Origin of the sequence: Advenella kashmirensis WT001 (genome assembly GCF_000219915.2) — a bacterium.
GTDB classification, from domain to species: domain Bacteria; phylum Pseudomonadota; class Gammaproteobacteria; order Burkholderiales; family Burkholderiaceae_B; genus Advenella; species Advenella kashmirensis.
Genome location: NC_017964.1, coordinates 4,241,385 through 4,254,160, shown reverse-complemented (window position 1 = coordinate 4,254,160; position 12,776 = coordinate 4,241,385). Strand labels below are relative to the sequence as shown.

Below are 12,776 nucleotides of genomic sequence, written 5' to 3'. Positions count from 1 at the left end.
TCCGGCAGTCTTCGGACTGTCGGGCGTCTTTGTCGCTACCCTGATCAGGTAGTTCGTTCTTTATAATTGTTCTTTAGGAATTCCCATGAAAAACCAGAAAATCCGTATTCGCCTTAAAGCATTTGACTACAAGCTTATCGACCAGTCAGCTGCTGAAATCGTGGATACAGCAAAGCGCACCGGTGCCGTTGTCCGTGGCCCAGTTCCACTGCCAACCCGCATCAAACGCTACGACGTACTGCGTTCACCTCACGTGAACAAAACATCACGTGACCAGTTCGAAATCCGTACGCACCAACGTCTGATGGACATTGTTGATCCTACAGATAAAACCGTTGACGCGCTGATGCGCCTGGATTTGCCTGCTGGTGTTGATGTAGAAATCGCACTGCAATAAGACATATGGTTGTTCATTGGCCGGTCTGATCTGCCGCTCTGGCGATGGCTCACTGGCCATAAAAAAATACCGTGCCCTGGCACGGTATTTTCTTTTCAGGGCAACGATAGCGGTTGGCGGCCGCGCTGCAAGGCAAGCCAGGCTCATGTGAGTGTGCCGGATTCCGCAACGAGTAAGGGGCGGCTTGCCGCAGAGGACGGGCAGTGAATGAGCATGCGGCAATCGTGCTGCCAGCGTGATTGTGGCAGAATAGCGCCATAGGCACCCCTGTATCAGCACGCTGTAATCAGCAGCCTGCATTGCACATGACGGTACGCGGCCAGAGTCAGGTTGTTCCGGCGCCGCCGTATCAGCAGGGAGCCAGATCAATCGTTGGACCACAGTATCGTACGGATGGGCCACCCGCGTGAGGGTCCGGACGCCGTTTCCTGCTGCTTTGTTTGTTTTCTTGCACCCTGCTTTTTCGTCAATTCTATATACCCATAAGCAATATTCAAATAAAAACAAATTTATACAGGTAATATAAAATTCGTTTAAACCACACCGATTTTCAGAGTATGTACGTTGATTGAGCTAAAAAATATTCATAAATCCTACGCTTCCCGCGACAAAGTGGTCGAGGCGCTGGCCGGCGTCAGTCTGGACATCGCCCAGGGCGAAATTTTCGGCATTATCGGCCGTTCCGGCGCCGGCAAAAGCACCCTCATACGCATGCTCAATCTGCTGGAGCGTCCCACCAGCGGCAGTGTGCTGCTACACGGTCAGGACATCACCAAAATCAGTGAAGCCGCGCTGCGAACCTTGCGTCACAAGATCGGCATGGTATTCCAGCACTTCAATCTGCTTACCAGCCGCACTGTGCTGCAAAATGTGGCCTTCCCCCTGCGCCTGGCCGGAATGGACAAACAGGCAAGAACCGAGAGGGCGCTGGCATTGCTGGAGCTGGTCGGACTGCAAGACCATGCTTACAAGTACCCCAGGCAGCTATCGGGTGGGCAGCAACAGCGGGTGGGCATTGCGCGCGCGCTGGCCAATGAGCCGGAGCTGCTGCTGTGTGATGAGGCCACCAGTGCGCTGGACCCGGAAACGACACAGTCGATCCTGAACCTGGTGCTCGACATTAACCGGCGCTTTGGCATTACCGTGGTGCTGATCACCCACAGCATGGATGTGATCCGCAGCGTCTGTGATCGCGTGGCGATTATCGACAATGGCCGGATCGCCGAATCGGGCGAGGTAGTCGAGGTTTTTTTGCATCCACAGCATGCAACAACGCTGTCACTGCTCTCCGAGAGCGGCGTCGATGCCGATGGCTGGAAAGAATTGATCGAAGGCGTGCCGGGCCGCATCGTGCGCCTGACCTACCGCGGGCACAGCACGGCGCGACCGCTGTTGAGCCAGGCCAGCCGCGATCTGGATGTAAATCTGAGCATCCTGCAGGGGCAGTCGGCAAAATCAAGGATACGCCCTATGGGCAGCTGGTGCTGGCTGTGGATGCCGATCCTTCGCGCTATGAGCCATTGGAGGCATTTTTTCGGCATAATCAGGTCAATTACGAGGTATTGAGAGCATGAATTGGAGTACGCTGGACTGGCCCCTCATCGGAGAGGCCACGATCGATACTTTGCTGATGACCGGCTGGTCGCTGTTGTGGACCGTGATCATCGGCCTGCCGCTGGGCGTTTATCTGTTTTTGACCAGTGACCGCCAGTTGCTGGCCAACAAGCCTATTTACCAGTCTGTGTCGCTGGTGGTCAATATTTTGCGTTCGGTGCCGTTTCTGATTCTGTTGATTGTGCTGATTCCGTTTACCCGCCTGATCATGGGCAGTGCGCTTGGCGTAGGCGGGGCGATACCGCCATTGGTCGTTGGCGCCGCGCCGTTCTTCGCGCGTCTGGTCGAAAATGTCCTGCGCGAGCTCGATCCGGGCATATCTGAAGCATGTCGGGCCATGGGTGCCAATTCGCGCCAGACTGTGCTGTGGGCGCTGCTACCCGAAGCCACAACCGGTATTATCAGTGCAGTGGTTGTTACCACGATCATGCTGATCAGCTATTCGGCCATGTCCGGGGTGATCGGCGGTGGCGGCCTGGGTGATCTGGCCATCCGTTTTGGCTATCAGCGCTATCAGACCGAAGTCATGATCATTACTGTGGTTATTCTGATCCTCATGGTGCAGCTGGTGCAGTCCGTGGGTGATTATCTGGTTCAACATTTCAACCGAAAATAGCAATAAGGAGTATTGCAAATGAACTTAAAACACATTCTGGGTGGCTTGCTTGTAGCCGGTTCCCTGATCAGCCTGTCAGCGGCTGCCAACGAGAAACTGAGTGTGGCCGCTACGCCGGTGCCGCACGCCGAACTGCTTGAGCACATCAAGCCTGCGCTGGCCAAGGAAGGGGTTGACCTGACCGTCAAGGTCTTTACCGACTATGTGCAGCCCAACCAGCAAGTTGCCGATAAGCAGCTGGATGCCAATTTCTTCCAGCACAAGCCTTATCTGGACACGTTCAACAAGGAAAAGGGCACCAAGCTGGTTTCAGTCGGCCTGGTCCATGTTGAGCCGTTTGGCGCATACTCCAAGAAAATCAAAAATGTTTCCGAGATCAAGGACGGCGCAGTTGTTGCCATTCCTAACGACCCGTCCAATGGCGCGCGCTCCTTGCTGTTGTTGCAGAAACAGGGCCTGATCAAACTGAAAGACCCTGCGAATCTGCTGGCCACTGCAAGGGACGTGACAGAAAATCCCAAGAATCTGGAATTCAAGGAACTGGAAGCCGCTACATTGCCGCGGGTGCTCGATGACGTGGATCTGGCGTTGATTAACACCAACTATGCGCTGGAAGCGGGCCTGAATCCGACCCAAGACGCCTTGTTCATTGAAGGCGCCGACTCGCCTTATGCCAATCTGGTGGCAACTACGGAAGACAAAGCCAAATCACCGGCTATCGAGAAGCTGATCAAGGCATTGCAGACTGACGATGTGAAAAAATTCATCGAAGAAAAATACAAGGGCGCGATTGTACCTGCGTTCTGATTAAGTCGCTTTGCTGGCGTGACGGCCCGGGCTGCAACACCTGCAGCCCGGATGTTTGTCGCCCCGCAGCCTGGTGCCGGCGTCTGTCCTGGATGTCTGCAACTGCAATATTTACAGCGCCTGTCTTTGCAGCTTGCGTCTCTTGCGCTTTGAGGCAAATTCGCGTCGCGGGACATCTGTCCATCTAAGTGCCAGCGCGGCGCGCCTGTCCAGGTACACGCGTTCACGCACCCTCGGATGCCTGTAGTAATCCGCTATTACCCCCATTGGCCTGCTCTGCTGCATAATCCAGGGACAGCGAGGCCGGAGGCATCACCGCCAGGCCCGTACATTGGTTTATACAAGGTTACAGGGGGACCACGATTTGGCAAAAGTCATACACGTCATGTTGCGCTGTCTTGATCTGGCAGCATCCAAGGCATTCTACAAAACCGCTTTCGGCCTGGAGCCGGCGCATGAGCTGGATTTCCCGGACTTTACGCTGTCGTACCTGCGAAACGCAGAAAACGATATGGAGATCGAACTGACCTGGAACAAGGGGCGTCAGGAACCGTACTCGCATGGCGATGGCTATGGTCATGTGGCGGTCTGTGTAGACGACCTGGAGGCCGAACATGCGCGTCTTGTGCAGGCAGGCCTGTCTCCCCTGGAGATCAAGCGCTTTCATGATGGCGATACCTTGCTGGCCCGGTTCTTTTTTATAGTGGACCCGGATGGCTATAAAATCGAAGTCCTGCAACGGCACGGGCACTATCAGTAGCGACCTGCTGCAGGCGGATCGTTGCCCGGATAGGCGGTCGCGCTTTGACCGGCTCATGATTCCGCTAAAGTGGTATTATCCAGTCACACGGGTGACCGTGGTCAGGTCCATAACAATTGCAGCGCCAGCGCGTTTTCGCATGGGTGCCATCTCTCGTGCGCCAATGCAGCACAGACCGGGCTTTGTACCGGCCTTGCCGGTTGGACGTCTGCAACAGGAGGCAATATGTGCAGCATTTATTCTCACACGGATCCCATCATGTACGAGTGCCGCAGCCGCTCGGTACGTATCGCCAAAGTGGTAACCAGTATCAAGCTGGAAAACATGTTCTGGGAAGTGCTGGCGGAACTGGCGCGCCGCGATGGCACAACCACCAATCAACTCATTGCCACGCTCTACGACGAGGTTTACGCCTATCGCGGCGAAGCCACGAACTTTACCTCTTTTCTGCGCGTCACCTGTATGCGCTACCAGGCCGTACGCTACGCCACGACCGGTGCAGAGCCGACGGCCCTGCAGACCTGTCCTCCACTGAAGGTGGTCCATGCCGAGAAAATGGCGCTGGTTGGTTAACCGCGGTTTCCAGCTGCCGCGTTGATCGCATCCGTGGGCCACTGCCGCTAAACCACCAAGCCCGTCATCGGTGTCGCTCTGCAACCCGCTATTGCCTGATTAGATCCTCTGTGCGCTTGCCCGCATTCTGCGGGCTTGCCATGGCCTTGTCCTGGCCTGACAGAGGCCTTGGGCTGCCTGATGACCTATTTGTGTCCTGAAAATCATAATGGGCATTGGGGTTTTCCTCTAGACATGTAGTAAATGGGTATTACCCGAGTCCATCGGTAAAGCACATAATGGTCGCATAACTAAACGAAGCGAGCCCTGGCATCAGCCTTCGGTTGTGCTTCGGATGAATGCGACTGCTACACGGAGGAATGATGGATACACCGATCCTGTTAAAAAAGACAAATCCTAATGGCGCCCTGACCCGGCGCGAATTTCTGCGCGGCGCTGCCGTGCTGACGGGGGTGCTGGCAGCTGGTTCCACACTGGCCGTATTTGCACCGTCGCGTGCCTGGGCGCTGGAAACCACGTACCTGAACCAGATACAGGCCGAGACGCTGCTGGCAATGGGCAAGGCGCTGTATCCGCACAGGGACCTGCCCGATGCGGTCTACGCCTTGCTGGTCAAGGATATGGATGCACAAATGGGAGATGCTGCGCAGGCCACACTGTTGGCCGACGGCGTGGCAAAACTCGACAGGCAGGCGAAAGGCGCTTTCTCAAGTCTTGCGCTGGATAAACAAACGGCGCTGTTGCAGAAAATGCAAGCCGATCCGTTCTTTCAGGCGGTACGAGGCCAATGCATCACCTCCATATACGACAACGATATGGCCTACCGTCACTTTGGCTACGAAGGGGAAGTCTGGAGCAAAGGCGGCTATCTTGCACGTGGCTTTGACGATCTGAAGTGGCTGCCCGACCCGCCCCAGAGCGCCAGCCCTTCCATGCAATCATAAAGCGCACCGGCGCTCACAGACAGAGACAGGCAGGACTAAGGAGATAAGCATTATGACAAGTTTTGATCACAAGGACGACAGCGTTGTTGTCATTATCGGCTCGGGCGCAGGCGGTGGCACGCTGGCCAATGAATTATGTCAAAAAGGAATCAGCGTTGTGTTGCTGGAAGCCGGCGCACGGCAAAGCACCGCATCGTTTGTTCAGGATGAATGGAAATCATTCAGCCAACTGGCCTGGCTGGACAAGCGCACGACATCCGGCACCTGGCGCATTGCCAAGGATTTTCCCAATCTGCCGGCCTGGATCTGCAAGACGGTGGGCGGCACCACAACGCACTGGGCGGGCGCCTCTTTGCGGTTCCAGGAACATGAATTCAAGGCGCGGACCCATTATGGGCAGCTCAAGGATGCCAACCTGCTCGATTGGCCCATCACGCTCAAAGATATGGAGCCCTATTATGCGCGGGCCGAAGACAAGATGGGCGTAACGCGCACGAATGGCATTCCCGGCCTGCCCGGCAACAATAACTTCAAGATCATGTACAACGGTGCGACGCGCCTGGGTTATAAAAAGATCAGTACCGGACACATGGCTATCAACAGCCGGGCCCGAGACGGCCGCGGCGCCTGTCTCCAGCAGGGGTTCTGTTTTCAGGGCTGCAAGATGGGGGCCAAGTGGTCAACCCTGTATACCGAAATTCCTAAGGCAGAAAAAACCGGCAAGCTGGAACTGCGTACCGAGTGTCATGTGGCGCGCATTGAGCACGATGCAAAAGGCAAAGTCACCGGCGTGGTGTATTTTGACAAGGACGGCAACGAGCAGCGCCAGTCTGCCCGCATCGTCTGTGTAGCCGGCAATTCCATTGAAACGCCACGCCTGTTGCTGCTGTCGGCATCATCCAAATTTCCCGATGGGCTGGCCAACAGTTCCGGTCAGGTCGGGCGCAATTACCTGCGCCACACCACCGGATCGGTGTATGCGGTGTTTGACGAGCCGGTTCATTTTTACCGCGGCACCACCATGGCCGGCATCGTACAGGATGAGGCCGGCCATAATGACAAGCGTGGTTTTGTTGGCGGTTATGAACTGGAGACCATCGCGCTTGGTCTGCCGTTTTATGCCGCGTTTCTTAACCCGGGAGGCTGGGGCAGCGATTTTGCGTCGTACATGGACGCCTACACGCGAACAGCAGGGTTGTGGATTGTGGGCGAAGACATGCCGCGTGAAACCAATCGCATTACCCTGAATCATGACCAGAAAGACCAGCACGGGCTGCCGGTGCCGAATGTGCATTTTGATGATCATCCCAACGATCACGCGATGCGCGAGCATGCGTTCGGTCAGGCAATTGCCATGTATGAAGCTGCAGGCGCTCGCAAGGCGTTTCGCACGCCGCCATACCCCTCGACGCACAACCTGGGCACCTGCCGGATGAGCGCCAGACCGGAAGATGGCGTTTGCAATAAACATGGCCAGACGCATGACATTGCCAATCTGTTTATATCCGACGGTAGCCAGTTCACTTCCGGCGCGACCGAGAACCCCACATTGACGATTGTTTCGCTGGCTATTCGCCAGGCCGAATACATCGCCGATCAGATGCAACGCCGGCAACTGTAGCAACGGTAGCTGTAGCATCGGTAGCTGTAGTTCGGGCAAGGGGCCTTGGCACAAACCATTGCCCGGGTGCGGCTGTTGTGCGTTTGCGCTAGAATGCATGACGTGCCCAGATTGTCGGGCAGCTTTCCGGGGTTCTGTCGTTATGTGTTTGTCCGCTCTGTCTGTGCTTCATGCTTCAAACGTGAACAGGCGCTGTGCGCCTGCTGTCGCGGCCCGTCTCTATGGCCTGTGGTTGCTGCCGGAGTGCGCACATGAATGAGGTGGTCGCAGCCTTGCAGGCCTTGCCCTTGCTGTGGGTGCTGGTTGCCGCTGGCGCCGTGGCGGGCGCGCTGCTGTGCGCCCTGTTCATGAACTATCGGCTTGCCACTGCCCGGGCGCGGGCAGCAGGCCTGGAAGATCTGCTGGCCGAGCGCGACCGGTTGCAGGAGCAGGAGCAGCATCGCCATGAACAATTGCAGATGCAATATCGAGAGCTGGATACGCAAAAGGATGAGCTCGCCGCTCAACTGGCCGCGGCGCGCAGTGATGTGGCCCATGCCCGGCAACAGAACGAGCAGCACAGCGACAGGCTGACGCAGTTCGAAGCGCAAGTGCGTGAGCTGGAAGCAGCGCGCAATACACTTGAAAAACAGCACATTTCCCTGCAAGCCGATTATGCGTACAAGACGCAGAGTCTGGAGGCCATGCGAGCACAGTTTGACGCATCGCGCGAACAATTGAGCACGGAGTTCCGTAATCTGGCGACCCGCATCTTCGAGGAAAAGGAACAAACCTTCTCGCGCAACAGTCGCCAGTCCATTGAAGGGCTGCTGCAGCCTCTGCGTGAACAGATCGACCGATTTCAGACACGGGTTAACGAGGTGCACGATCAATCGCTGCAGGGGCACAGCATGCTGCGCTCACAGATCGGCCAGTTGATGGACATGGGCATGAAAATGACCCATGATGCGCAGGCACTGGCGCGTGCGCTCAAGGGCGATAAGAAGGCCCTGGGCAACTGGGGCGAAATGCAGCTGGAAAGCGCGCTGGAAGCGGCCGGCCTGCACAAGGGCGCGCATTTTGATACGCAGGTGCTGTTTCGCAGCGAGGACGGCCGCGCCAACTACCCGGATTTCATTGTCTTTTTGCCTGATGGCAAGAACATTGTGCTGGACAGCAAAGTGTCGCTGGTGTCCTATGAGCAGGCTGTGAATGCCAACGAAGAAACGGCGCGACAGGGTTTCTGGACGCGCATCTGCGGGCGGTGCGCACGCATATTGACCAGCTGGCGGCCAAGGACTATACCGCGCTGGCCGGCATGAAAAGCCCGGGCTTTGTGTTGATGTTCATGCCCATAGAAGGCGCCTATATCGAAGCTTTGCGTCATACCCAGAATATTTTTCAGTATGGGTATGAGCGCGGCGTCATTCTGGTATCACATACGACATTGATGCCGATTCTGCGCACCGTGTCGTATTTGTGGATGATGGCCGACAGCAATGAGCAGGCGCAGGCTATCGGCGAACGCGCCAGCGATGTGTACAACCAGGTGGCGCGCGTTGCCGAGCATCTGGCAAACTGGGTGGCACGATCGGCACACTGAGCACGCATTACAATGCCGTCGTGCGTAGTTTCGCCGGCAATCAAGGGCTGACCGGCAAGGTTGACCGTTTCCAGAGCTTGTCGGCCAAGGCCGCCAAGACCATGCCGGAATTGCAGCCAGTCACCACCGAGGTCGATGTGCATCGACTGTCTGGAGTCCTGCAGACAACGCCGGATTCTGCTCAGAACGCTAACCTGAATCGGCATCCGACGCCGTTACAAGATACGTTTGCCGCAGGCAGCGATGCCGTGCCGGACCCGCAAGCTACCGATAGCACAGGCACGTGTGTGACGCCGGTGTCCTCAGGCATGGCAGATCCGGCAGTGAGCGATCAGAGCGATCAGGCAGCCTCAAGGTCGTGACTGCGAGCCTGCAAAGTCTCGGCCAGCCTATGCCTGCGCACCTCTATCGGCCGGCGGTTTCGGCTGGAGGTGGGTGTTGACGGCTTGATTCTGGTGTGTACCGGCGCCGGCGGCCATGCCGGCACCTTAAGCCCCTTGCGCAAGCCGCTGCGTGGCGCGGAAAAGGCGCTCGCACCCCTGAATAATCTGCTCGGGCGTACTCATGGTAAAACTCAGTCTGAAGGCCTGCGGATCGGGTTGTGCTGCGTAAAAAGCACTGCCGGGCACAAACATTACATTCTCCTGTATGGCCAGTGGCAGCAGCGAGGCGGCATCCAGCCCGTCCTGCAGGCGTGCCCAAAGGAACATGCCGCCTTCGGGCTCAAGCAGGGTCAGACTCTCGCCAAAGTGCTGCCGCAGCGACGCAATCATGAGGCGGGCGCGTTCGCCATAGGAGGCGGCAATGTTCGGCAAATGGATCTCATAGCGTCCCGAATCCAGATAATGGGCAGCCACTGCCTGTAAATAGGGCGCCGAGCACAGGTCATCAACCTGCTTGGCCAGGACACATCTGCGCAGAATATCAGCATGCGCCCGCATCCAGCCCAGACGCAGGCCCGGGGCGATGGTTTTTGACAGACTGGACAAATACACGACCTGGTCGGCCACGGGTGTATCGTGAGCCAATTGGGCAAGCGTTGGCACCGGCGTTCCGCAAAAGCGCAACTGGCCATAGGGGTCGTCTTCAATCAGGACGCAGGACGTGCCGGCAAGCAGATCCAGCAAGCGGCGCCTGCCCTGCAAGTCCATGGTGGCGCCTGTCGGGTTCGCAAAGGTGGGCACCAGGTAAAGCAGCTTGGGCTGGTGTTGCCTCAACACGTCGTCCAGCTCAGCCAGATCGGGGCCCTGGGGGCCGCTGCCAATCGTGACAATGTTTGCGCCAGCCAACCGTAATCCCTGAAGGGCCGCAGGATACGTGGGTCGTTCCACGACCACCCTATCGCCAGGCTGGATGAAGCGCGCAACAGCAGCTCAAAACCTTGTTGAGAGCCGCTGGTGACAATCAGTTGCTCGGCCTGGGTAGGAATTGCGCGCTCTGTTGTCAGGCGAGCAAAGGACGCGCGCAGTGCGGGCCAGCCCTCTGTTGCACCGTAGGACAGCGTCGTGCCTAAATTGTGGGCCACTGCAAGTAATGAGGTCTGCAGACCAGCCTCGTCGAACAGCTCCGGCGCCGGGTAGCCACCCGCAAAAGAAATCATGCCCGGTTGCGACAGGTAGCGGAACAGTTCACGAATGGGAGAGCCCTTGACCTGTGCAAAGGGTTCGGCAAAGCGGAAGGTAAATGCCATAAAATTGCTCGCGGTAAACGTAATTTTCGAACCGTAATGTTCGGACAGCGTAACGGTCAGACAGATTCAGCAGTCGGCTGAAATTGACAACAGCTTAACTAAGCAACAGCAAGACAACAGCATAAAGCGGCAGGGCAGAGGGACACTTATTGCATGTGGCATAACATGGCATGCAAGCCGCATTGCCGGAAACCGGGCTTCAAACCCGGACGCCAGCAATGCAGTTGGCATTTGCCATCGTATGCGCTGGTGCTTAGTCTTCGCCGAAGCGGATACCCTGAGCCAGCGGCAGTTCACGAGAATAGTTTACGGTGTTGGTGGCGCGACGCATATAGGCTTTCCAGGCGTCTGAGCCTGATTCGCGGCCGCCGCCGGTTTCTTTTTCTCCGCCAAAGGCGCCACCGATTTCCGCACCCGATGTGCCGATGTTCACATTTGCAATACCGCAATCGGAGCCCGATGCGGACATGAACTGCTCGGCCTCGCGCAAGTCTGTGGTGAAAACGGCAGAAGACAGGCCCTGTGGTACGTCGTTTTGCATCTCAATGGCCTCTTCGAACCTGTCATAGCTCATGATGTACAGAATGGGCGCGAATGTTTCGTGACGCACGACGTCTGTCTGCCCGGGCATTTCGACAATGGCCGGCCGGACATAGAATGCATTGGGGAAGCGCTCTTGCAGTGCGCGCTCGCCCCTGTCACCGTGCCACCCTGTTCGGTGGCCTGGCCCAGCGCATTTTGCATGGCCTCGAAGGCGGCCTGATCAATTAGCGGCCCGACCAGCGTGCCGGCTTCCAGCGGGCTGCCGATGGTGGCCGATGCATAGGCTTTTTTCAGGCGGGCGGTCAGCTCCTGCACGACATCGCGATGCGCGATAATGCGGCGGGTGGACGTACAACGCTGGCCGCAGGTGCCGATGGCGCCAAAAAGAATGCCGCGCACCGCCAGATCCAGATCAGCCGACTGGCTGACAATAATGGCATTGTTGCCGCCCAGCTCCAGCAGGCTACGGCCGAAACGGGCTGCCACGCGTGGTCCTACCTCGCGACCCATGCGGGTCGAGCCGGTGGCCGATACCAGGCAACCTTGGGGCTGTCTACCAGCACCTGGCCCACGTCGCGCTGGCCGATCACCACCTGGGCCAGATGCGCCGGTGCGTCGCCAAAGCGCTTAAGGCGCGCTCAAACAGGGCCTGGGTTGCCAGTGCCGTGAGCGGGGTTTTTTCCGAAGGCTTCCAGATGACTGCGTTGCCGCATACCAGCGCCAGGGCAGTATTCCATGACCATACGGCCACCGGGAAATTGAATGCGGTGATCACACCGACCACACCTACCGGATGCCAGGTCTCCATCATGCGGTGGCCGGGGCGCTCCGATGCGATGGTCAAGCCATACAGCTGGCGCGAGAGGCCGACCGCGAAATCACAAATGTCGATCATCTCCTGCACTTCGCCTTCACCCTCTGCGGTGATCTTGCCGGCTTCGACGGACACCAGACGACCCAGGGCCGCCTTGTGTTCACGCAGCTCTTCACCCAGCAGCCTGATCAGCTCGCCACGGCGCGGTGCCGGAACATTGCGCCATGCCTTTTGGGCAGCAACGGCCTGGTCAATCGCCTGGTTCGTTTGCTGCTTCGTATGTTCCCGAACATCGGCAATGCGAGCACCGTCTACCGGCGAGTGGACCGGCAGCGAACCACCGGTGACCGATTCCTGGGCGATGCCCAGCGCGCTGAATAATTCCTTGACTGAATCCATTTTCGGTTTCCTTGTTTGCCGGCAGAACCGGGATAGATAACGGTAACAATAGACACACGGATCACACATACAGGCGACAGAGCCTGAACTGTCAATAAATGCCAACGAACTTCACGTAGCGCAGCTTGACGATGATTCTGTCCTATATGCTATTGTTAACATAAAAATAATTGCGAACGAAATTTTCAACCAAAACTGTTTGAACAGAACGCTGGCACAGCTTCAACATTGCTTTAATCCGGGCTTTACTGTGCTTTGCACCGCGTTTTAACCACAGCTTTGAATGGGAGGTGCTATCACGCTTAAATGGCAAGCGGCAATGGCCAGCGACGTTACCGGGGTGAGCCGCAAGGGCAATGGTCGTTCAACATTCAATTGTGGTAGCGTACTGCCATCCTTTCTTAAAGTCAAAAAAT

10 protein-coding genes and 3 pseudogenes are annotated in these 12,776 nt (G+C 57.1%); 10 read left to right on the top strand and 3 right to left on the bottom strand.

What is annotated here, in order from left to right; genetic code table 11:
* The first annotated feature begins 85 nt into the window (after positions 1 to 85).
* The 10 genes and pseudogenes from rpsJ (at position 86) to TKWG_RS22045 (ending at position 9,276) form a co-directional block, all read left to right on the top strand.
* A complete protein-coding gene (rpsJ, locus tag TKWG_RS20020; RefSeq protein WP_014752595.1) occupies positions 86 to 397 on the top strand; it encodes a 30S ribosomal protein S10 in 312 nt (103 codons plus the stop codon).
* Positions 398 to 961: 564 nt separating this feature from the next.
* A pseudogene (locus TKWG_RS20015) lies at positions 962 to 1,971 on the top strand (methionine ABC transporter ATP-binding protein).
* Positions 1,968 to 2,627 (top strand): methionine ABC transporter permease, encoded by a 660-nt coding sequence (locus TKWG_RS20010; protein ID WP_014752593.1) that lies wholly within the window; start codon positions 1,968 to 1,970, stop codon positions 2,625 to 2,627. Before TKWG_RS20015 ends, TKWG_RS20010 begins: the two are co-directional and overlap by 4 nt.
* 18 nt (positions 2,628 to 2,645) lie before the next feature.
* The gene (locus TKWG_RS20005; protein WP_014752592.1) at positions 2,646 to 3,434 is read left to right on the top strand and encodes a MetQ/NlpA family ABC transporter substrate-binding protein; all 789 of its coding nucleotides are present in this window, start codon (positions 2,646 to 2,648) and stop codon (positions 3,432 to 3,434) included.
* 364 nt (positions 3,435 to 3,798) lie between these two features.
* Entirely contained in the window at positions 3,799 to 4,194 is a 396-nt protein-coding gene (locus tag TKWG_RS20000; RefSeq protein WP_014752591.1) for a VOC family protein, read from the top strand.
* 225 nt (positions 4,195 to 4,419) lie between these two features.
* The gene (locus TKWG_RS19995) at positions 4,420 to 4,767 is read left to right on the top strand and encodes a ribbon-helix-helix domain-containing protein (RefSeq protein WP_014752590.1); all 348 of its coding nucleotides are present in this window, start codon (positions 4,420 to 4,422) and stop codon (positions 4,765 to 4,767) included.
* Positions 4,768 to 5,126: 359 nt separating this feature from the next.
* Positions 5,127 to 5,711 (top strand): gluconate 2-dehydrogenase subunit 3 family protein, encoded by a 585-nt coding sequence (locus tag TKWG_RS19990; RefSeq protein ID WP_171815196.1) that lies wholly within the window; start codon positions 5,127 to 5,129, stop codon positions 5,709 to 5,711.
* A 52-nt stretch (positions 5,712 to 5,763) separates the two neighbouring features.
* Positions 5,764 to 7,332, top strand: coding sequence for a GMC family oxidoreductase (locus tag TKWG_RS19985; protein WP_014752588.1), 1,569 nt, complete (start codon positions 5,764 to 5,766; stop codon positions 7,330 to 7,332).
* Positions 7,333 to 7,553: 221 nt separating this feature from the next.
* A pseudogene (rmuC, locus tag TKWG_RS19980) lies at positions 7,554 to 8,914 on the top strand (DNA recombination protein RmuC).
* Positions 8,915 to 8,934: 20 nt separating this feature from the next.
* Entirely contained in the window at positions 8,935 to 9,276 is a 342-nt protein-coding gene (locus TKWG_RS22045) for a hypothetical protein (RefSeq protein ID WP_050981685.1), read from the top strand.
* Between the two features lie 126 nt (positions 9,277 to 9,402).
* Here the strand turns inward: TKWG_RS22045 and TKWG_RS19975 are convergent, their stop codons facing one another.
* The 3 genes and pseudogenes from TKWG_RS19975 to amaB all read right to left on the bottom strand — a co-directional run bounded on the left by TKWG_RS19975 (position 9,403) and on the right by amaB (position 12,360).
* Positions 9,403 to 10,245: an aminotransferase-like domain-containing protein gene (locus TKWG_RS19975; RefSeq protein ID WP_238534261.1), complete on the bottom strand. Its 843-nt coding sequence runs from the start codon at positions 10,243 to 10,245 to the stop codon at positions 9,403 to 9,405.
* A complete protein-coding gene (locus TKWG_RS25605) occupies positions 10,128 to 10,604 on the bottom strand; it encodes an aminotransferase-like domain-containing protein (RefSeq protein WP_238534260.1) in 477 nt (158 codons plus the stop codon). Before TKWG_RS25605 ends, TKWG_RS19975 begins: the two co-directional genes overlap by 118 nt.
* A 253-nt stretch (positions 10,605 to 10,857) precedes the next feature.
* Positions 10,858 to 12,360: pseudogene (gene amaB / locus TKWG_RS19970) on the bottom strand (L-piperidine-6-carboxylate dehydrogenase).
* Positions 12,361 to 12,776: the final 416 nt, after the last annotated feature.